Here is a 19294-nt window from a genome sequence, read left to right as displayed (position 1 = left end):
GCGTCTCAGCGGGTTCGCTTGCGGAAGATCGACTTGGACCAGAGGAAACCGCCGCCCGCGATCGCCGCGCACCAGGCCAGCGACACCCAGCCGTTCACACCGATCTCGGTGCCCATCAGCAGTCCGCGCAGGGTTTCGGTGATGGGGGTGAAGGGCTGGTACTCGGCGAACTGACGCAGACCGACCGGCATCGTGTCGGTGGCGACGAGACCGCTGCCGAGGAACGGCATCATCACGATGGGAAACGGTGCGTTGCTGGCGCTTTCGGGGTTCGGCGACAGCAGACCGAGTGCGATGGCGAGCCAGACGAAGGCGAAGGTCACCAGCGCGAGCAACCCGAAGGCCGCCACCCATTCCAGAGCGTCGGCGTTGGGCCGGAACCCGATGAGCAGCGCCACAGCGGTCATCACCGTGATACCGGCCATCGCTTGGGCGAGTGCGCCGAGCACATGCCCGGTGAGCATCGAGGATTGCGAAATCGCCATCACCCGAAAGCGGTTCACGATGCCCTTACTCGCATCGGTGGCTATCGAGACCGCCACCGACACCGTCATGTAGGCGGGCAGCAGCAACAGCATGCCCGGGGCCAGATAGTCGATGTACTCACCGCCGGAGGACTTTTCGAGCGCGCCGCCGAACACGTAATTGAACACGAGCAGCAGCACGATCGGCATGATGATGATGCTGAACGTCATGCTCGGGTAGCGCTTGGCGTGGGTGATGTTGCGGCGCAACATCGTCATGGTGTCGGCGAAGGTGTGATCGCGCCGGACGGTCTTGGTGGTCATCGTACGGTCTCCTGAGTGGTCGGCTTGCCGGTGAGGGTGAGGAACACGTCGTCGAGGTTCGGGGTGTGCACCGAGATACCGCCCGCCTCGATGTGATCGGCGTCGAGCACATCGAGCACGGCGCGCAGCGAACGCACGCCGCCGTCACCCGGCACGGCGAGGGTGAGGCCGTCGCCGCCTTCGAGCACCTGCGCCGAGGAACCGAGGGCCGAGCGCGCCGCGTCGAGGCGGGCACGGTCGGCGAAGTCGATGCGGATGTGTCCGCCGGGAATGAGTCGTTTGAGTTCCGCCGCGGTGCCTTCGGCGACGATGCGGCCCTGGTCGAGCACCGCGATGCGGTCGGCCAGCTGGTCGGCTTCCTCCAGGTACTGGGTGGTGAGGAAGACGGTGACGCCGAGGTCGTCGACGAGCGTGCGGATGATGTCCCAGATGGAGCGGCGGCTGCGTGGGTCGAGGCCGGTGGTCGGTTCGTCGAGGAAGATGATGCGCGGATCGCCGACGAGGGTCATGGCCAGGTCGAGCCTGCGGGTCATCCCGCCGGAGTAGGTGCTCGCCGGTTTGTCGGCGGCCTCGACGAGGTCGAACCGCTCCAGTAGTTCGGTGGCGAGGCTGCGGATCTCCCGCTTCGGGAGGTGGTTGAGGGCGCCCATGAGTTCGAGGTTCTCGCGGCCGGTGAGCAACTCGTCGACGGCGGCGAACTGGCCCGTCACGCCGATGAGTTCGCGCACGTCGTCGACCGAGGTGCGTACATCGTGGCCACCGACCCGGATCTCGCCGTCGTCGGCGCCGATCAGGGTGGTGAGGATCTGCACGGTGGTGGTCTTGCCCGCGCCGTTGGGCCCGAGCAGGGAGAAGATCGTGCCCTCGGCGACGGTGAGGTCGATGCCGTCGAGAACCGTGTGCTCGCCGTACGCCTTGCACAGGCCGCGGGCGGTGATGGCCGGGTGAACCATTGCTGTCCCTTTCCAGAGAATTGCATTCATTGGTGCGAATAATTGCATGATTGATCCACACCGCCCCCTCGGGGCCGCGGTGTCGTAGGAGTTGTTGTGGTGCGCTAGATGTCGAGGTCTTCGATGCGCGGGTGTGCGGTGACCTCTTCGACCTTGCGGTACAGGTTGTCGGGGATGCGGTCCTTCAGGTCTTTCAGATCGTCGAGGATCTCGTACTCGTAGTCGCCCCAGTCGGTGGCCTGATCGCCGATGCCGAGCAGACGCCGCCAGTTCTTCCAGTCCTTCAGGTCACCGAGGTCGTCGGACGGGTAGTCCTTCCACTTCGCGGTGTGGGTGGCGAGCACGAATTTGCCCTTGCGGCTGCGATACACCTGCTGGTGCAGCGTTCGCTTGTCGGTCATATCGCGCCATTCGCCCAGCAGGACGCCCTGGAAGCGCACCTGCCGCACGCCGTCGCGCCCGACCCTGAGGACGACCTCGTCGAACCCGGCCGCACGACCCTCCTCCGACTCGATGAGCTTGCGCAGTGCGCTGACCACCGTGCTGGAGAGGTTGCCGCCGACGAGCTCCTGTGCCCGCTGGAACACCGGCAGATCGTCGTCGGAAACGTAGATCGTCTTGTTGGGCATGAACTCAATATACATAGATGTATACGTACACACAAGGGTTGGTGTTCACCCACCCTCTGAACTCGGCGTCGGTGTGCCGCGTAATCCGAGGTGACGGCGGTGGTCATCGCCGTATTTCGCGTGGCGGAGAAGGAGTGCCGATGCCGGACCGAGTGGTGGACTACCTGGTGCGAGCGGTGGCCGACCTGGGCATCGGCCAGATCTTCGGCGTCGACGGCGCCAATATCGAAGACCTCTACGACGCGATCTTCGACGCGGGCGGTCACCCGGCCGGGATCATCGCCAAACACGAGTTCTCGGCGGCGACCATGGCCGACGGATACGCGCGCACCACCGGTGGACTCGGGGTCGTCGCGGCCACGTCCGGCGGTGGCGCGGTGAATCTGGTTGCCGGGCTGGCGGAGTCGTTCGCATCGGGGGTGCCGGTCCTCGCGCTGGTCGGTCAGCCGCCGACGAACCTGGAAGGGCGCGGCGCGTTCCAGGATTCCAGTGGGCTGGCCGAATCTCTCGACGCGGCAGCATTGTTCGCGACAGTGAGCCGGTATTGCGCGCGAGTCACCAGTGCGGCCGAGGTACCGAGGCAGCTTGCAGAGGCTCTCGCGACAGCCGAGCGAGGCGGCCCGGCGGTTCTGTTGCTGCCCAAGGATATTCAGCAGCAAACAATGCCGGAGTCGGTCGCGGCGTACACCGCGACCGGGAGTGGTCGACGGCCCGCGGCGGTTGTCCGGACGACTACCAGATCGAGCACCTCGCCCACCGCGATCTACGAGCAGAGCCCACTTGGAGAACCTGCCGCCTCGCCCTCCGCCGCGGACGAGCACTGGGGTCGCGCCGTGGCCGCTACCGCATCCGCCGACTGCGGCCAGCGCGACGCGCTGGCCGCGGTCGCCGCCGAACTCGCCGCAGCTCGCAGGACCGGAAAAGTCGTCGTGATCGCGGGCGGCCAGGTGGCCCGGGACAGTGCTCGCGCCGAGCTGGCGGCGCTGGTGGAGAGTCTCGACGCCTCGATCGGCGTGGCGCCCGACGCGAAGGACGTGTATTCCAACACCGGCCCCGGCTTCTGCGGCGTCGCGGGCAGCATGGGTCACGCCGACCTGCTCGATGCGCTGGAATCGGCGAGCGCCTGCCTGTTGGTCGGCACCCGCCTGCCGGTCACCGCCCGCGCGGGCCTCGACGACGCCCTAGCCGGGCTACCCCTGCTCAGCGTCGGAGCGCTGGCCCCCTATCTGCCCGCCACGCACGCGACCAGCACCGACCTCGCGACCTCGCTGACCGTCCTTCGCCCCGAGCGGCACCACCCCGTGGTCGACCACGACTCAGCCGTAGCCACACGCACCGAACCGCACAACACCGACCTCACCCTCATGTCCGTTCCGACGGCCGACGGTCCCGGCCTGCGCTACCGCACAGTCGTGGAGGCGATTCAGCGCGAACTGCCCGAGGGCGCCGACATTTTCGCCGACGCGGGTAACACCGGCGCTTCGGTGGTGCATTACCTACGGGTGCCCGAGGGTGGACGATTCGTCGTCGCGCTCGGCATGGGTGGCATGGGTTACGCGTTCGGCGCCGGAATCGGTTCGGCGTTCGCCCGCGGTGCCGCCCACCGCACCGTCGTGATCGCCGGTGACGGCTCGTTCTTCATGCACGGCATGGAGATCCACACCGCCGTCGAATACGACCTGCCGATCACCTTCGTGGTGTTCAACAACAACGCGCACGCCATGTGCGTCACCCGTGAACAGATCTATTACCGAGATCGCTACAGCTTCAACCGTTTCCGCACAACGCGTCTCGGGGCGGGCATCGCCGCCATGTTTCCCGGACTACCCGCCCACACCGTCGACGAACCCACCGAACTCGACGCGACCCTGCGCCGTTGCCTGAACACCGACGGCCCGTCGTTCGTCGAAATCCTTTGCGACCCCGACGAAATCCCACCGTTCCTGCCCTTCCTTTCCTGACAACGAGGAGAACACCGTGACAACAAGTGCCCTGCCCGCACTCAGCGACATTCCCGGCCGGACGGTGCCCGGCGTGCTGCGCATCGAGAACTCGGACCGGGAGGCGACGACCCCGATCATCATGGACATGCTGCGTTCGGTGTACCCGCACGACCAGATCTTCGGTGACTACTGCCCGGTCCAGACCTATATCGACGCACCGCCCCGCGAGGTCTTCGAGTATCTCGCCGACACCCGCTCGCTCGAGGAATGGACCTACAGCCTGCGCGGATTCACCGAAACCGACGAACCGGGGCTGTGGCTTTCCTATGACCGGCTCGGCGACGAGACCAAGTGTTTCACCCGCACGGTCGCTCACCCCGATGCGATGACCGTCGACTATCACTGCGCCTGGGACCAGTCCGAACACCTGTGGATGATCTACCTGATGCGGGTTGTCGACGCGCAAGTGGTGTTCCACAAGCCCGGTTCGGTGGTGCTGTGGGTGAACTGCAAGCACCCCTTCTACGACGAGAACGGTTATCCCGAGACCGCGCCGCCGAAGCGGCCGGTGTGGGTCGGCGATTTCTGGGACATGTTCTCCGCCGGTCACCAGCTGGAGCTGGACAACCTCAAGGCCATTTGTGAATACCGCGCGGCCAACGGGCTGCCGATCAAGCCGGAGTGGATGCAGTGAGTATGCCGTCAGTGAGTCTGGTCGATGTCGCGAGTTACCTGCCCGGCGACCCGGTGCCGACCGAATACTTCACCCAGTTCTCCCGCTCGGAGCGGATGGCCAAGAACGTGATGTTCCGTTCGCCCAGCGGCCGCCACCATGTGACGCGCGACGAAACCGCCGTCGACATGGCCGAACGCGCCTTCGACGTGCTGCGCGAACGCCACGGCGCCGACCTCGCCGCCGAGATCGACATCATCATCACCCATACCCAGCTGCCCGACAATCCGGTGCTCGGCGCCGCACCCGAGCTGGCTCGCAGGCTAGGTGCGCGCCCCTCGCAGGTGCTCGACGTGCACAACAGCGGCTGCGCGGCCTTCGTGCACATGATGGCGATGGCGCGGATGATGATGGCGACGAGCGAGGCGAAGACCGCGCTGATCGTCGCGGCCCAGAATTGCGCGGGCCCGGTGTTCACCCAGCCCGATATCCGCAAACTCGCCCAGGCCCCGGTGCCCGGCGACGGTTGCGGAGTCGGTCTGCTGCGTAAGGACGATTCGGCGCCGATTCTGGATATCGAATGCCGCACCTACCCCGAATTCGCGGGCGATATGGACTTCACCACCAACGGCACCCGCAAGTACTGGGAACCGGGCGAGGGCCAGGGATGCGTGAGTTTCTCCGAATCGAAGATCACCAAGGTCTTCGCGCGCGGCAACCGGCTCGTCCCCGAAGTGGCGCTCGCGGTGTGTGATCGGATCGGGGTGAAGAGCCGCGATATCGACACCTTTGTCACCAATCAGCCCAATCGGCTGTTCCTGCGCAATTGGCACGACGCGCTGGAATTGCCCGCCGACCGTCACCCCGACACCTTCGACCGGTGCGGAAACCTTTTCGCCGCAGGCATTCCCGTGACACTCGACGTGGAGAACCAGGCCGGTCGATTGCGCAACGGCTCGGTGGTTCTGCTGTCGGCGTTCGCGCACGCGGGTGACTTCGCCGGAGCGGCTGCGGTGCGCTGGGGAGCGGCGCGATGAGTGTGCGGCTGGTCGAGCCGACCATCCCGTCGCAGCGATTCGGCAGCGAACCGGCACCGGCCGCGTTCGACCTCGGCCTCAGCGAGAATCCCTTTCCGCCTTTGCCTTCTGTTCTCACGGCGGTGAAAGAGACACTTGCCCAGGCCAACCGGTACCCCGAGTTCCTGCCGCAGGAACTGCCCCGGATCATCGCCACGCATCTCGGTGTCTCCTCCGCCGACGTGGTGGTCGGTGCCGGGGCCACCGGGGTCGCGATGCAGGTGATGCGCGCCCTTGGCGGCGGTGAACTCGTCGCGGGCACACCGACATTCGACGGATATCCCATCATGGCGGAGATGGCCGGGATGACGGTCGTCCCGGTACCGCTCGATCTGGCCGGCAACCAGGACCTCACCGCCATGCGGCGTGCGGTGAACCGGCGGACGGCGCTCGTCGTGCTGTGCAGGCCGCACAATCCGACCGGGACGGTGCTCGACGCGAGCGCCGTTCGCAAGTTCGTCGCGGCGGTGCCGCAGCGGGTGCCGGTGCTGCTCGACGAGGCCTATGTCGAATTTCTCGCGGCGGGCGACCGGCTCGATCTGCATGCTCTGCTGGCTCGGCACCCGAACGTGCTCGTCCTTCGGACCTTCTCCAAGGCGTACGGGCTGGCGGGGCTGCGTATCGGCTACTGCGTCGGGCGCGGCGCGCTCATCGAGCGGGTCCGCGCGCAGCAGTTGCCGTTCGGAGTCGCCACCGCCTCGGTCGCCGCCGTGCGGGCCGCCTACGCGGCAGGCGAGGAACTGCGCGAGCGGGTGGAGCGCATCAACCGGGAACGCGATGTGTTGCGCTTGTCGTTGCGGGCATGCGGTTTCGACATTCCGCAGAGTCACGCGAATTTCCTGTACCTGCCGGGGCCCGGCGTGGCGACAGCACTGCGCCGGGCCGGGATCAAAGCCAAGGCCTACCCCGACGGCAGCGCCCGCATCGCGGTAGGCGATCCGGCGGCGGGACGCGCCGTGCACGCTGCCCTCGCCTGGCTGCGTGGAGGTGGTTTCATGACGACATGATCCGCTGGTGCACCCGAGAGTTCGTCGCCAACCCGGCTCCGGCGGTCGGCACCGCCAGCCGTACGCTGCTGCGCCTGCGGCTGGCGGGCCGCGACATCGTCGTTCGCCGCACCCGTATCGTTCCCGGCGGCACCAGCGGCTGGCATTTCCACGACGGAACCTTGTTCGTGCTGGTCACCCGTGGTGTGCTCGATCATCCCTACCTTGCTCGCGGACCCGTCGAATATCGCCGGTTCCGGCTGTTCCGCGAGCCGAGCGGGCCGGACAACGCCCACGTCGCCCGCAACAACGGGACCACCGAGGTCCGCATCCTCGTGCTCTACGTGAACCCGGCGGGTGCGCCGCTGTCGCGTCAGGTGCCACCCCCGTCGGGCGGCTGATATCAGCAGCTGCCGCCGCCACCGCAACTGCTACTGCTGCCCCCGCCGCAGCTGCTCGACGAGCTCGAACCGCAGTCACAGCTGCTCGACGAACCGCCGTCCGACCAGCTGCCGGCCGAGCCGCCCGCATAACCGCCGCTCGCGTAGCCACCGTTGTAGGTCCAGTCGCTACCACTGGACCAGCGGTCGTTCCGGCGCTGACGCGGGCCCGGCCGGTACTGCGGCGGCCGAGACTGCCGAGATCCCGAACCGAGGGCCGCCTGCAAGATCGCGGCGACAATGGCCAGCGGAACGAACGCCACCATCGCCACAACCAGAACAGCGACGCCAACACTGAGAACCGTGCCGACGAGATCGACAAAACTCATGGCTCCTCCTGATTCGGGATCTGCCTCTCGATCCCGAATCTAGGTGCGCCACCTTGCGATTCACTTACCGCGAGCTAGCAGCACCACCCGGTCAGCTGCCGCCTCCGCAGCCACCACCCCCGCCGCAGCCGCCCCCACCACCGCCGCCGTCTCCGGAGTGACCACCACCGCCACCGCCCCAGTCGAAGAACCCCGCCGCCGACCAACCGCCACCACTGGCACCCGCCGCGCCGGCGCGACGAGCCTGCGGCTTCGTCAACAGGACCCGCTCACGCCTGCTCTGCACGATGCCGACGACGAACAGCACCCCCGCGAGCACGAACAAGGCGATGCCGAGCCAAGGAACAAAGCTGACGGCGACCACGCCACCGAACGCTACGAGAACCACCACTCCGAAAATCATCATGAACCCCCCGGTAAGTATCTGCTTCCGTTGTACCGGAAGGGCGACGGCGGGGCCAGGAATCAGTTGGCGGGGGCGCAGGTGTCGCGGAGGGAGCAGCTGCCGCAAGAGGAGCCGCAGCCGCCGACCGGGGCTGGGGGCATGAGGGGTTCTACGGTGCGGGCGGCGGCATTCGCGCCCGTGCCGAGGGTGAAGATCGCGATCACGGCGACGGCGGCGGCTACGCCGAGGGCGGCGAAACCGCCGGCGACCAGGACCACGAGGCCGCCGGCGAACAGCAGGGCGCCCGCGCCGACGGAGGTGGGGGCGGCGATGCGGTTGGCGATGCGGAAGTTGTCGTCGCTGTGCAGGGCGGCCTCGGTGGTGACACCGAGGAAACGATTGCGGGGCAACTTGCCGAGCAGCCCGAGCACACCGGTCGTGATGGCGACCGCGGCCAGCGCGAAGAGCAAGAGAGCGACGACGACCATTCATGCAGGCTAGCGCACCCTTGCCGAGTACCGATCCGGTGCTCCCCACGGAGGTGACCCGCCACACAGCGCGGCCCGCTGCACAGCCCTTCGGAAATGAACTGGCCGCAACGTTCTACCCTGTTAGACGATGTTTACCCCTGATCGGCGAGAACAAGAAGGCGGGACCGTGCAGGACACTCGTGCGACCGAGAGTGACGTACCTCAGCACCGGTACAACGCCGAGCTGGCGGGGCGGATCGAACAGCGTTGGCAGCGCAACTGGGCCGAACGCGGCACCTTCGACGCGCCCAACCCGGTCGGGCCGCTCGCGGGCGACACTCCCGACGACAAGCTGTTCATCCAGGACATGTTCCCGTTCCCGTCGGGCGCGGGCCTGCATGTGGGCCACCCACTCGGCTACATCGCCACCGACGTGTTCGGCCGCTACCACCGCATGCGCGGGCGCAATGTGCTGCACGCGCTCGGCTACGACGCCTTCGGCCTGCCCGCCGAGCAGTACGCCGTGCAGACCGGTGCGCACCCGCGCGTCACCACCGAGTCGAACATCGCGACGATGCAGCGTCAGCTGGACCGGCTCGGCCTCGGCCACGACCCGCGTCGCTCCTTCGCCACCACCGATCCCGAGTACTACCGGTGGACGCAGTGGATCTTCCTGCGCATCTACAACGCCTGGTACGACCAGGAGGCCGGCCGCGCCCGGCCGATCGCCGAGCTCGAAGAGCAGTTCGCCAGCGGTGCGCGTCCGGTGCCCGAGGGTGACTGGGCGTCGCTGAGCGCAACCGAGCGGGCGGCCCTGCTCGATTCGTATCGCCTGGTCTACCAGTCGGATTCGATCGTCAACTGGTGCCCCGGCCTGGGCACGGTGCTGTCCAACGAAGAGGTCACCGCCGACGGGCGAAGCGAACGCGGCAACTTCCCCGTGTTCCGTAAGCGCATGTGGCAGTGGATGATGCGGATCACCGCCTACGCCGACCGCCTCGTCGACGATCTGGACGAGCTGGACTGGCCCGACAACGTGAAGTCCATGCAGCGCAACTGGATCGGGCGTTCGCGCGGTGCGCAGGTGCGTTTCGACGCCCCCGAGGGCGAGATCATCGAAGTGTTCACCACTCGGCCCGACACCCTGTTCGGCGCCACCTATGTGGTGCTCGCGCCCGAGCACGAGCTGGTCGACAAGCTGACCGGCGCCGCCTGGCCCGCCGACACCGACCCCCGCTGGACCAACGACAGCGCCACCCCGGCGGAAGCTGTTGCGGCATACCGTAAGTCGATCGCGGCCAAGTCGGATCTGGAGCGGCAGGAGAACAAGGAGAAGACCGGCGTCTTCCTCGGCTCCTACGCCACCAACCCCGCCGACGGCCGCCAGGTGCCGATCTTCATCGCCGACTACGTGCTGAGCGGCTACGGCACCGGTGCCATCATGGCGGTGCCCGGCCACGACCAGCGCGACTGGGACTTCGCCTCCACCCTCGGCCTGCCGATCGTGGAAGTCATCTCCGGCGGCGACGTCACCGAGGCGGCCTGGTCGGGCGAGGGTGAGCTGGTGAATTCCGGCTTCCTGAACGGCCGTTCGGTCGACGAGGCGAAGGCGGCCATGATCGGCCACCTCGAAGCCGAGGGCCACGGCACCGGAACCATCCAGTACAAGCTGCGCGACTGGCTGTTCGCGCGGCAGCGGTACTGGGGTGAGCCGTTCCCCATCGTCTACGACGCCGACGGTGTCGCACACGCCCTGCCGGAATCCATGCTGCCCGTGGAACTTCCGGAGATGGCGGACTTCGCGCCGGTCACCTTCGATCCCGACGACGCGAACTCCGAGCCGTCCCCGCCGCTGGCCAAGGCCACCGACTGGGTGAACGTGGAACTCGACCTGGGCGACGGCCCCAAGCAGTACCGCCGCGACACCAATGTCATGCCCAACTGGGCGGGCAGCTCCTGGTACCAGCTGCGCTACGCCGACCCGACCAATACCGAGACGTTCTGCGCCGAGGAGAACGAGAAGTACTGGCTCGGCCCGCGCACCGACAAGCACGGCCCGAACGACCCGGGCGGCGTCGACCTGTACGTCGGCGGCGTCGAGCACGCCGTGCTGCACCTGCTCTACGCGCGCTTCTGGCAGAAAGTTCTGTTCGACCTGGGCGATGTGTCGGGCAGCGAGCCCTACCGCCGCCTCTACAACCAGGGGTACGTGCAGGGTTACGCCTACACCGACGAGCGCGGTGCGTACGTGCCCGCCGCCGAGGTGGTCGAGCGTGACTCGAAGTTCTTCTGGACCGGTCCCGACGGTGTCGAGATCGAGGTGGCCCAGGAATACGGCAAGATCGGCAAGTCGCTGAAGAACGCCATCTCCCCCGACGAGATGTGCGACCTGTACGGCGCCGACACCTTCCGGTTCTACGAGATGTCGATGGGTCCGCTGGACACCTCGCGTCCGTGGGCGACCAAGGACGTCGTCGGCGCGCACCGCTTCCTGCAGCGGGTGTGGCGACTGGTGGTCGACGAGGAGACCGGCACGGTGAAGGCCACCGACGCGGCACCGTCCGACGAGACGCTGCGCCTGGTGCACCGCACCATCGCCGGGGTCGACGAGGACCTGGCCGCCCTGCGGGACAACACGGCGGGTGCGAAGCTGATCGAGCTGACGAACCACCTGACCAAGAACTACCCCCACGGCGCACCGCGCGCGGCCGTGGAACCCCTGGTCTTGATGCTCGCTCCGCTGGCGCCTCACATCGCCGAGGAACTGTGGGAACGGCTGGGCCACAATGCTTCCCTGGCTCACGGCCCGTTCCCCACCGCCGATCCGGCGCTGCTCGTGGCGGATTCGGTGGAGTACCCGATTCAGGTGAAGGGCAAGGTGCGCAGCCGGATTCAGGTGCCCGCCGACGCCGACCCGGCCGCGATCGAGGCGGCCGCGCTGGCCGATGAGAAGGTCGTGGCACTGCTCGAGGGCGCGGCCCCTCGCAAGGTGATCGTCGTGCCCGGCAAGATGGTGAACATCGTACTGTGACTGTCCGCCTCCCCGAGCCTTCGGCCAGACCCAGGTGCGGGGAGAGTCGGGGACGCGGCAAGCTGTTTCACATAGCCATCAGCTCCGGACTTCCAGGACGTCGTTCAGGGTCACCAGCGACAGGTTGCGCTCGCGGATGATGTCGACGAGTTGCCCGTAGCAGTGGGTGACCGGCGGGAAGTTGGCGTGGCCGATGATGATGGTCTGCGCGGCGAAATACTTTCGGGCGCATTCCATCAGGTACTCCTCGGTGATGAGACCGGAGTCCGACAGCGAGCCGTACCACATGGTCGGCACGGTGTAGCCGAGGTCGGCGGCGATCTTGTCGACCGTGGCGTTGTGGTAGCCGAAGGGCGGGCGATAGTACGGGGTGCCGTCGACACCGAAGTTGTTGCGCAGGAAGGTTTTCGTGCGGCTCAGCTGGTCGACGACCCCGTGGGAGCCGATCTTGGTGAGGGCCTCGTGGCTCCAGGTGTGGTTGCCGAGCTGGATCTGACCCGAGTCGACCAGCGGGCGCAGGGCATCGCGGTGGATGGTCCAGGCCTCGAACGAACCGGTGACGAAGAAGGTGAAGCGGGCGCCGGTGTCCTCGGCCCACTTGATGTAGGCGCCGACCACCTCCGGGCTCGCGCCGTCGTCGACGGTGAGGGCCATACTCGAGCCCTGACCGGGCAGGGCGGTGATCGTCTCGGCGCCGATGATCGACTTCGGACCACCAGGCGGCGGAGGCAGCACCGGTCGCTTCGGCGTCGGTGCGGGCGGCGGTACGACCGGCCCGACCGCCTCGCCGACCGGCGCGGTCTCGCCGCCCGCGCTGGCGCAACCGGCCAGCGCCCCTACCGTCCCCGCGGCGAGCAAGGTCAGCATTCGACGTCTGTCCACTCCACTCCTCCTCACTGTGACATAGCGGCTGGCGCCGCGGTTCTCGGCGCTCAACTCCGCGAACACGACCGGCTGCGTAGGGGTCGTCGTCCCTGAGTAACCCCTGGTCATTCTGTTGCCGAGCGACCTGCGGCGCCACCGTGGCACGGTGAACCACAGGGCCGGCGCCAATATCACCGAGGACGGAGCACAATTTCGGTCGGATGCGCGTCGCGCGGAGTGTCGACGGCGTTTCGCACCGCTCGCGCCACCGTTTCGGCGGTGAGAAATTCCTCGGGCCGATACTCCCGCCCCTCCTCGGCCACGATCGCCTGCTGCATGTCCGTATCGATGCGGCCCGGAAATACCGAGGTGACGCGCAACTGAGGCTCCTCCAGCCGCAATGCGTCCGCGAAGGCCCGCAACCCGAACTTGCTCGCCGCGTACGAACCCCAGCCCGCGTTCGCCCGCAGGCCCGCGCCCGAATTGATCAGCACCACATGCCCGTTCGCGGCGCGCAGCGCCGGAAGCAGCAGCCTGGTGAGTTCGGCGACGGCGATCAGATTCACCTCGAGGGTGTTGCGCCACTGGTCGAGCGAGGATTCGGCGACGGTGCCGAGGTCGGCGATACCCGCGTTGTGTACGAGCACGTCGAGTCGCTCGATGCGTGCGGCGGCGTCGGCGACGGCCGGGTAGTCGGTGAGCGGCACAGGCCAGCCCGTCGCGCCGGGCAGTTCGGCCAGGATCGGGGCGAGGGCGTCGGCGGAACGGGCGCCGAGCAGCAGATCGTAGGTCGGGGCGAGGTCGCGGGCGATGGCGGCGCCGAGGCCACGGCTGGCGCCGGTGATGAGGGCGGAAGGGGCGGGAGTACTTGTCACCGTCATGTCCCCCACGCTAATCGGCGTGGCGGCGACGACACCTGGACGTTCCTCGCGCAGATGTCGGCGTGCACTAGTACCGTCGCACTATGACCGATCCCCGGTACAACTACGGACCCTCGGACCCGCAGTACCCGCAGCAGCAGGGCCAGCCGCACTACGGCCAGGGCCAGTACGCCCCGCACCAGGGTGAACCGCAGGAGCCCAAGGTCAATGTGGGCAAGCTGTGGGCGGGCGGCATCGGGACGGCCGTCGTCGCCGCGTTGCTCGCGGTCGTCGCGATCATGCTCGTGCGCGGTGTGCTCGGCATCGCGATTCTCTCCCCGGAGGGTGCGGGCGCCTACGGCACCGTCTCCACCACGTCGTATGCCGTCGCCGCCGCGGGTGCCGCCCTGCTGGCCACCGCGTTGCTGATGGTGCTGCTGCTGGCGATGCCGAGTCCGATGACGTTCTTCACCTGGATCTGCCTGTTGCTCACGGCCGTGGCGGTGATCCTGCCGTTCACCTTCGTCGCCGATATCGAGGCCAAGATCGCGACCGCGGTCATCAACCTGGTGCTCGGGTTGTGCATCACCACCATGCTCAGCTCGGTCGGCACGGCGTCACAGAATGTCACCCGCGAGACCGGGTACTGATCGTCACAGTCATGTCGAGATGCCATCGGTGCTGCTCCGCCGCAGAATAGGGAGATGACCGACCCGGGTTTCACCCCCACGCAGCTCGCGGCACGCGCCGCCTACCTTCTGCGCGGCAACGACCTGGGCACCATGACCAGTGCCGCGCCGCGCCTGTATCCGCATATGTGGAGCTGGGACGCGGCGTTCGTCGCGGTCGGGCTCGCGCCGTTGAGCGTGGAGCGGGCGGTCGTCGAACTCGACACGCTGCTGTCGGCGCAGTGGAAGAACGGGATGATCCCGCACATCGTGTTCGCCAACGGTGTCGACGGGTATTTCCCCGGGCCCGCGCGTTGGGAGTGCCGCAGGCTGGCCGCCAACGCCCCCGAGGGGCCCGACACCTCCGGCATCACTCAGCCGCCGGTGCATGCCATCGCCGTGCAGCGCATTCTCGACCATTCGCGCAGGCACGGGCGTTCGACGCGGGCGGTGGCGCAGGAGTTCCTGAATCGGCGGTGGCCGGATCTGGTGCGCTGGCACCGGTGGCTCGCCCATGCGCGCGACCCCAAGGAGAACGGCCGGATCACGCTGTACCACGGGTGGGAATCCGGTATGGACAACTCGCCGCGCTGGGATCGCGCCTACGCCAATGTCGTTCCCGGCGTGGATCTTCCGCCGTATCGCCGGGCCGACACCGTCATCATCTCCGACCCGACCCAACGCCCGAGCGACCGTGAGTACGACCGGTACCTGTGGCTGGTCGAACAGATGCGGCGCGCCAATTACGACGACTTCCAGCTCACCTCGGTGATGAGTTTCGCCGTGGAGGACGTGTTCGTCTCCGCGATCTTCGCGCTGGCCTGCGAGGTGCTCGCCGATATCGGCGAGGAGTACAAGCAGCCGCATTCCGATGTGCGTGAACTGCACGGCTGGGCAGCGCGTTTCCGCAAGGGTGTGGCGGCCACGGCCGACGAACGGACCGGTGCCGCAAAGGATTACGACGTGCGGTTGGGGCGCTGGATCAGCACCGAGACGCTGGCCATGTTCGCGCCGTTGATCTCGGGCGGCCTGCCCCGGTCCGCCGAACGCGCCCTGCTCAACACCTTCGAGGGCCCACGCTTCTGCGGCCACCCCGACCTGCGCTACGCCCTGCCACCGTCGACGTCCCCCGTCGCCAAGGACTTCCGCCCACGCGAATACTGGCGCGGCCCCGTCTGGCCGGTCATGAGCTGGCTGTTCTCCTGGGCGTTCGCCCGCCGAGGCTGGGCCGAACGCGCCTACCTCCTGCGCGCCGAAGGCCTCCGCCAAGCCGCCGACGGCTCCTTCGCCGAATACTACGAGCCCTTCACCGGCGCACCCTTGGGCAGCATGCAACAGTCCTGGACGGCCGCCTCGGTCCTCGACTGGTTGGGCTAGCTCCCGAGCTCCACCGTGATGCCCAGCTCGCGGGCCAGTGTGGCGGCCAACGTTTCGAGGTCACCGCCCTGGATCGTCGCCCCGCGCAATGCCGTGACCCCGTAGATGCCGGTGAGATCGCAGTCTTCGAAACGAAGGTCCTGCTGGATGCGGGCTCCGGTGAACCGGGCACCCGCGAGATTGCAGCGTTCGAAGCGCACATTGCGGAAGTCGGTGCGCTGGAAATCGGCCTGGCGCAGATCGCAATCCCGGAAAACGACCTTGCTCAACCGGGATTCCGCGAACGACGCCATGTCGGCTCGCGTCGACTCCACGAGCACGTCACGCAGAACCCCTGCGGTCCATGACAACCCGGTGATCCGGCCGTTGCCGACCACACTTTCGAACATCGAGGAATCATCGGCCTGCACATTCGCCAGATCGCACACCTGCAATTCCGATTCCGCGATAGTGGCCTGCCGCAACAAAGTCGGGAACCGCACACTCACGAACCGGCACCCCTCGACACCGAACCCGTACACCTGCGCATCGGCGAAATCGACACCTCGATACTCGACCCCGGAAACCTCGCGTTCCCCGACCGGATCGTCATCGGGGGAAACCGCGGCCCGCAACTCCCCCAGCACCGCCACGCCCGGCTCGAACCGCACCCGCCTTCCCACCTTCACACCACTCCCATCGCCGCCGTGCGCCCAACATACGTCCACCCACCGACGAATCCTGACGCGGCGGTGACATGACGAAGCCGCTACCCGCCCAGTCGGGTAGCGGCTTCGTCAGCAGATCGGGTTTCGGCGGGGTCAGACGCCGATGCGACCGCCGTTCTTCTTCCAGACCACCGCGACCGAGGGGCGGGGTTGGGTGGTGCCACCGTCGGGCCAGTTCGACAGGGGCTTGTCGACCGTGGCGTCGTCGGACTCGCCGGGGTGCTGGACGGAGACGATGACCTGCTTCTCGGTGATGATCGGGCCGCAGGTCTCACCGCCGCGGGGGACGGTGAGGAACTGTTTGGTCTCACCGCGGTTGGGGCCGTCGAGGACCACGGCGAACAGGCCGTCGTTGGACTTCAGGGCGTTGCCGTCGGTGGAGATCCACAGGTTGCCGTACGGGTCGAAGGCCAGGTTGTCGGGGCAGGAGATGGCGCTGACCTTGGACTTGTCGAAGCCGCTGAAGTAGGTGTCGGCGGCGGCGGGGTCACCGCAGACCAGCAGCAGGGTCCAGGTGAAGTCGGTGCCGGTGTGGTTGTCGGTGAGCTCGAGGACCTGGCCGTTCTTGTTCTGCTTGCGCGGGTTGGCCTCGTCCACACCGGGCTTGCCGTCGGCGCCGCGGTTGGAGTTGTTGGTCAGCGCCACGTACACCTTGCCGGTCTTCGGGTTGGTCTCGAAGTCCTCGGGGCGGTCCATCTTGGTCGCGCCGACCTTGTCACCGGCCAGGCGGGTGTACACGGCGACCTCTTCGGCCGACATGCCGTCGACGAACGACTTGCCCTTGCCGTCGGCGCCGGTCTCGAGCAGGCGGATCCACTCGCCCTTACCGGTGAAACCGCCGGTGGGGACCTTACCGGAACCGTCGATCTCGGCGGCGTGGTCGCCGGTGAGCTTGGCGACGTAGAGGGTGCCCTCGTCGAGGATGGTCATGTTGTGGCGCATGCTCGACGCACCGACGCCCGGCTGTACCTTCTTGGCCGAGACGAACTTGTACATGTAGTCGAAGCGCTCGTCGTCACCGCTGTAGGCGACGACGCTGCCGTCGGCGGTGACGTGGATGGTGGCGGCCTCGTGCTTGAAGCGACCGAGCGCGGTGTGCTTCACCGGCGCCGAGGACGCGTCCCACGGGTTCACCTCCACGACGTAACCGAAGCGGTTCACCTCGTTGAGTTCCTGGGTGAGATCGAAACGGGGATCGAAGTTCTCCCAGCGACGCTCCGACGCGCCGCCCTCGATGCCGTAGCGCTTCAGCTTCTTGGCGACATCGGCGTCGGTCACCTTCTCGGCGTTGCCGAAGTACTGGTTGAAGTTCTCTTCGCCGGAAAGCACAGTGCCCCAGGGAGTTACGCCACCGGAGCAGTTGTTCAGCGTGCCGAGCACCTTGGTACCGGTGGGATCGGCCTTGGTCTTCAGCAGCGCGCTACCGGCGGCCGGACCACGCACCTCGAACTCGGTGGTCGCGGTGATGCGGCGGTTGTACTTGCCGAACACCGGCTTCAGCTGACCGGATCCGGCCTGCCCGTGTACCTCGACCACACTCAAACCGTGTGAGGCGAGCGCTATTTCGAACTGCTCGCGGGTCGGCGCGTCCTTGTTGTAGCCGCGGAACATCATCGGCTCGGTGCTGTATTCGTGGCTCACGACCAGCACGTACTTGTCGGCCTCGCCCTCGATGGGCAGCAGGCCGGCGAAGTCGCAGTTGTAGCCGAACTGCTTTGCGGCGGCGGCCGGGGTCTGCTTCTCGAAGTCGAAGGCGGGCGCGCCCTCGAGCACCGCGTCACCCCAGCGGATCAGCACCGACTGCTCGTAGCCCTCGGGGACGACGACGGCGTCTTCCTTGTTCGGCGCGACGGGGGTGAAGCCGGTGCCGGTGCCGGGCGAACCGGCCGAACCGGTGTCGGAGCTGTCGTCGCCACAGGCGGCAAGCATGCTCGCGGCGCCGACGGCGAGCACCGCAGCGGCACCGCCCTTGATGAGTCCGCGACGGTTCAGCCGGGCGACGATGTCACCGAAGTACTCGCCGTCAGAGGTGTTGGGGACCTCGTGGAAGCAGGCGTTGCCGCACTTGTATTCGCAGGTGATGGCCGAGCGTGACGACTGACCGTCGTGGGTGACGAAAAGGGCGAGCGGTTTCAGACTCACGATTACTCCTGATTAGTGCGGTTTCCGGCACGGTAGGCAGCGCAGGCGAGGCGTCGGGAACGTGAAGGTGAACGCACGACCAAAACTCGGCGCGTGGGCAGCACGCGCCGAGTGGGGGTGGGTCAGGCGTTGATGGGCAGGGAGATCACCACCTCCTGTTCGTCGCCGGGCAGGTAGTGGACGCCGATGATCCGTCCCACCTGCACCGATCCGATCGCGGTCGGTGGCAGGTACTTCTCGGCGCTGGTCTGGAAGGTGCTGCCGTCGGGGCGGGTGACGACCAGCCCGAGCACCACCTCGGTGTAGCCGCCGCGGATGCGACCGGGCACATCGAGGCTGCGGACCACCGCCTGGGCGGCGATGCCGCGTTCGGCGATGTCGAGCTTGTCGCGGGTGGTGATGCCCTTGCGGATGAGCGACTCGTTCATGGCGCGCTGGGCGGCGTTCGCGTCGCCGGAGCGGTCGACCTCCACCCGGTCGGTGCGGCCGGGCAGGTACCGCACCGGCAGGACGACGCCGGGGCGCAGCAGGGCCAGTTCGGTGAGCGGCACGATCATCTTCGCGTGCGAGTCGAAGGTCTTGCCGTCGGCGCCCTCGACCCGGAATTCGATCCGCACCTGCGGTTGGTCGTTCACCGACACCCCCGTCTGCCGGTAGGCGGTGATGGTGCCGATGCCGATCTCACCGCCGCGGAACTCGGAGCTGTTGTTGCCGGTGAAGGCCTCAAAGATGCCGGCACCGGTGAAGGCGAAGACCATCGGGACGATCGTCAGCGCGATGATGGGCAACGCCATCTGCGGACCGACCCAGCCGAGCATGGAGCCGGTGTACGGGTCGGGGGTGTAGGTGAAGCCGTAGTAGAGGTAATAGCCGATGGCCAAGACCCCGAAGGCGACCGCGGCCGCACGCAGCTTGGATGTCATTTTTTTCCTCCTCGAAATGGATGCGACCGGATCGCGATCGGGGTGGTCGG

At 67.4% G+C, this 19294-nt stretch carries 19 protein-coding genes; 8 read left to right on the top strand and 11 right to left on the bottom strand.

Features of this window, described 5'->3' with window-relative positions:
- Positions 1-5: 5 nt before the first annotated feature.
- From AB0I35_RS01985 to AB0I35_RS01975, 3 genes are all read right to left on the bottom strand, one after another.
- Positions 6-788, bottom strand: a complete 783-nt coding sequence (locus AB0I35_RS01985) for an ABC transporter permease (protein WP_357393499.1) — start codon at positions 786-788, stop codon at positions 6-8.
- Positions 785-1741: an ATP-binding cassette domain-containing protein gene (locus AB0I35_RS01980; RefSeq protein ID WP_357393497.1), complete on the bottom strand. Its 957-nt coding sequence runs from the start codon at positions 1739-1741 to the stop codon at positions 785-787. Before AB0I35_RS01980 ends, AB0I35_RS01985 begins: the two co-directional genes overlap by 4 nt.
- A gap of 104 nt (positions 1742-1845) precedes the next feature.
- The gene (locus tag AB0I35_RS01975; protein ID WP_357393496.1) at positions 1846-2370 is read right to left on the bottom strand and encodes an EXLDI protein; all 525 of its coding nucleotides are present in this window, start codon (positions 2368-2370) and stop codon (positions 1846-1848) included.
- 140 nt (positions 2371-2510) lie between these two features.
- Here AB0I35_RS01975 and AB0I35_RS01970 point away from each other — a divergent pair, with 140 nt between their 5' ends.
- Genes AB0I35_RS01970 through AB0I35_RS01950 form a run of 5 tightly spaced genes read left to right on the top strand, consistent with a single transcriptional unit; the run spans position 2511 to position 7449 of the window.
- On the top strand, positions 2511-4331 hold the full coding sequence (locus AB0I35_RS01970) for a thiamine pyrophosphate-binding protein (protein ID WP_357393494.1): 1821 nt from the start codon (positions 2511-2513) through the stop codon (positions 4329-4331).
- A 16-nt stretch (positions 4332-4347) separates the two neighbouring features.
- Complete coding sequence (locus AB0I35_RS01965; protein ID WP_357393492.1) at positions 4348-5007, top strand: SRPBCC family protein; 660 nt, start codon at positions 4348-4350, stop codon at positions 5005-5007.
- Between the two features lie 2 nt (positions 5008-5009).
- A complete protein-coding gene (locus AB0I35_RS01960; protein WP_357393490.1) occupies positions 5010-6023 on the top strand; it encodes a 3-oxoacyl-[acyl-carrier-protein] synthase III C-terminal domain-containing protein in 1014 nt (337 codons plus the stop codon).
- Positions 6020-7069, top strand: coding sequence for an aminotransferase class I/II-fold pyridoxal phosphate-dependent enzyme (locus AB0I35_RS01955; RefSeq protein ID WP_357393488.1), 1050 nt, complete (start codon positions 6020-6022; stop codon positions 7067-7069). The genes AB0I35_RS01960 and AB0I35_RS01955 overlap by 4 nt, the downstream gene beginning before the upstream one ends.
- The gene (locus AB0I35_RS01950) at positions 7066-7449 is read left to right on the top strand and encodes a cupin domain-containing protein (RefSeq protein WP_357393486.1); all 384 of its coding nucleotides are present in this window, start codon (positions 7066-7068) and stop codon (positions 7447-7449) included. Before AB0I35_RS01955 ends, AB0I35_RS01950 begins: the two co-directional genes overlap by 4 nt.
- A 2-nt stretch (positions 7450-7451) precedes the next feature.
- On the opposite strand, the gene AB0I35_RS01945 is transcribed toward AB0I35_RS01950, so the two are convergent.
- The 3 genes from AB0I35_RS01945 to AB0I35_RS01935 all read right to left on the bottom strand — a co-directional run bounded on the left by AB0I35_RS01945 (position 7452) and on the right by AB0I35_RS01935 (position 8690).
- Positions 7452-7817, bottom strand: a complete 366-nt coding sequence (locus tag AB0I35_RS01945) for a hypothetical protein (protein ID WP_357393484.1) — start codon at positions 7815-7817, stop codon at positions 7452-7454.
- 91 nt (positions 7818-7908) lie between these two features.
- Complete coding sequence (locus AB0I35_RS01940; protein WP_357393482.1) at positions 7909-8208, bottom strand: hypothetical protein; 300 nt, start codon at positions 8206-8208, stop codon at positions 7909-7911.
- Positions 8209-8282: 74 nt separating this feature from the next.
- Positions 8283-8690: an SdpI family protein gene (locus AB0I35_RS01935; protein ID WP_357393480.1), complete on the bottom strand. Its 408-nt coding sequence runs from the start codon at positions 8688-8690 to the stop codon at positions 8283-8285.
- Positions 8691-8859: 169 nt separating this feature from the next.
- Here AB0I35_RS01935 and leuS point away from each other — a divergent pair, with 169 nt between their 5' ends.
- Positions 8860-11703: a leucine--tRNA ligase gene (gene leuS, locus AB0I35_RS01930; protein ID WP_357393478.1), complete on the top strand. Its 2844-nt coding sequence runs from the start codon at positions 8860-8862 to the stop codon at positions 11701-11703.
- 78 nt (positions 11704-11781) lie between these two features.
- Here leuS and AB0I35_RS01925 read toward each other — a convergent pair whose 3' ends face one another.
- Both AB0I35_RS01925 and AB0I35_RS01920 read right to left on the bottom strand, forming a co-directional pair.
- Complete coding sequence (locus AB0I35_RS01925; protein WP_357394140.1) at positions 11782-12570, bottom strand: polysaccharide deacetylase family protein; 789 nt, start codon at positions 12568-12570, stop codon at positions 11782-11784.
- Between the two features lie 188 nt (positions 12571-12758).
- Positions 12759-13448 carry an SDR family oxidoreductase gene (locus AB0I35_RS01920; RefSeq protein ID WP_357393476.1) on the bottom strand — a complete coding sequence of 230 codons (690 nt, stop codon included), beginning with the start codon at positions 13446-13448 and terminating at the stop codon, positions 12759-12761.
- A gap of 83 nt (positions 13449-13531) precedes the next feature.
- Here AB0I35_RS01920 and AB0I35_RS01915 point away from each other — a divergent pair, with 83 nt between their 5' ends.
- Positions 13532-14077: a DUF6069 family protein gene (locus tag AB0I35_RS01915; protein ID WP_357393474.1), complete on the top strand. Its 546-nt coding sequence runs from the start codon at positions 13532-13534 to the stop codon at positions 14075-14077.
- Between the two features lie 54 nt (positions 14078-14131).
- Complete coding sequence (locus AB0I35_RS01910; protein WP_357393472.1) at positions 14132-15472, top strand: glycogen debranching protein; 1341 nt, start codon at positions 14132-14134, stop codon at positions 15470-15472.
- On the opposite strand, the gene AB0I35_RS01905 is transcribed toward AB0I35_RS01910, so the two are convergent.
- The 3 genes from AB0I35_RS01905 to AB0I35_RS01895 form a co-directional block, all read right to left on the bottom strand.
- The gene (locus AB0I35_RS01905; protein ID WP_357393470.1) at positions 15469-16140 is read right to left on the bottom strand and encodes a pentapeptide repeat-containing protein; all 672 of its coding nucleotides are present in this window, start codon (positions 16138-16140) and stop codon (positions 15469-15471) included. The genes AB0I35_RS01910 and AB0I35_RS01905 overlap by 4 nt on opposite strands.
- 132 nt (positions 16141-16272) lie before the next feature.
- Positions 16273-18321 carry a PhoX family phosphatase gene (locus tag AB0I35_RS01900; protein WP_357393468.1) on the bottom strand — a complete coding sequence of 683 codons (2049 nt, stop codon included), beginning with the start codon at positions 18319-18321 and terminating at the stop codon, positions 16273-16275.
- Between the two features lie 122 nt (positions 18322-18443).
- On the bottom strand, positions 18444-19244 hold the full coding sequence (locus AB0I35_RS01895; protein ID WP_357393466.1) for a hypothetical protein: 801 nt from the start codon (positions 19242-19244) through the stop codon (positions 18444-18446).
- Between the last annotated feature and the right edge of the window lie 50 nt (positions 19245-19294).

This window comes from Nocardia sp. NPDC050378, from assembly GCF_040655675.1.
Lineage (GTDB): Bacteria > Actinomycetota > Actinomycetes > Mycobacteriales > Mycobacteriaceae > Nocardia > Nocardia coubleae.
This window is presented reverse-complemented; position numbering and strand designations above follow the sequence as displayed.

Bases quoted from the DNA above. Each gene is read 5' to 3' on its own strand.
- AB0I35_RS01935 (WP_357393480.1), bottom strand. From the start codon at position 8,690: ATGGTCGTCGTCGCTCTCTTGCTCTTCGCGCTGGCCGCGGTCGCCATC.
- AB0I35_RS01945 (WP_357393484.1), bottom strand. From the start codon at position 7,817: ATGAGTTTTGTCGATCTCGTCGGCACGGTTCTCAGTGTTGGCGTCGCT.
- AB0I35_RS01915 (WP_357393474.1), top strand. From the start codon at position 13,532: ATGACCGATCCCCGGTACAACTACGGACCCTCGGACCCGCAGTACCCG.
- AB0I35_RS01925 (WP_357394140.1), bottom strand. From the start codon at position 12,570: ATGCTGACCTTGCTCGCCGCGGGGACGGTAGGGGCGCTGGCCGGTTGC.
- AB0I35_RS01955 (WP_357393488.1), top strand. From the start codon at position 6,020: ATGAGTGTGCGGCTGGTCGAGCCGACCATCCCGTCGCAGCGATTCGGC.
- AB0I35_RS01975 (WP_357393496.1), bottom strand. From the start codon at position 2,370: ATGCCCAACAAGACGATCTACGTTTCCGACGACGATCTGCCGGTGTTC.
- AB0I35_RS01910 (WP_357393472.1), top strand. From the start codon at position 14,132: ATGACCGACCCGGGTTTCACCCCCACGCAGCTCGCGGCACGCGCCGCC.
- AB0I35_RS01950 (WP_357393486.1), top strand. From the start codon at position 7,066: ATGATCCGCTGGTGCACCCGAGAGTTCGTCGCCAACCCGGCTCCGGCG.
- AB0I35_RS01920 (WP_357393476.1), bottom strand. From the start codon at position 13,448: ATGACGGTGACAAGTACTCCCGCCCCTTCCGCCCTCATCACCGGCGCC.
- AB0I35_RS01980 (WP_357393497.1), bottom strand. From the start codon at position 1,741: ATGGTTCACCCGGCCATCACCGCCCGCGGCCTGTGCAAGGCGTACGGC.
- AB0I35_RS01895 (WP_357393466.1), bottom strand. From the start codon at position 19,244: ATGACATCCAAGCTGCGTGCGGCCGCGGTCGCCTTCGGGGTCTTGGCC.
- AB0I35_RS01970 (WP_357393494.1), top strand. From the start codon at position 2,511: ATGCCGGACCGAGTGGTGGACTACCTGGTGCGAGCGGTGGCCGACCTG.
- AB0I35_RS01985 (WP_357393499.1), bottom strand. From the start codon at position 788: ATGACCACCAAGACCGTCCGGCGCGATCACACCTTCGCCGACACCATG.
- AB0I35_RS01960 (WP_357393490.1), top strand. From the start codon at position 5,010: ATGCCGTCAGTGAGTCTGGTCGATGTCGCGAGTTACCTGCCCGGCGAC.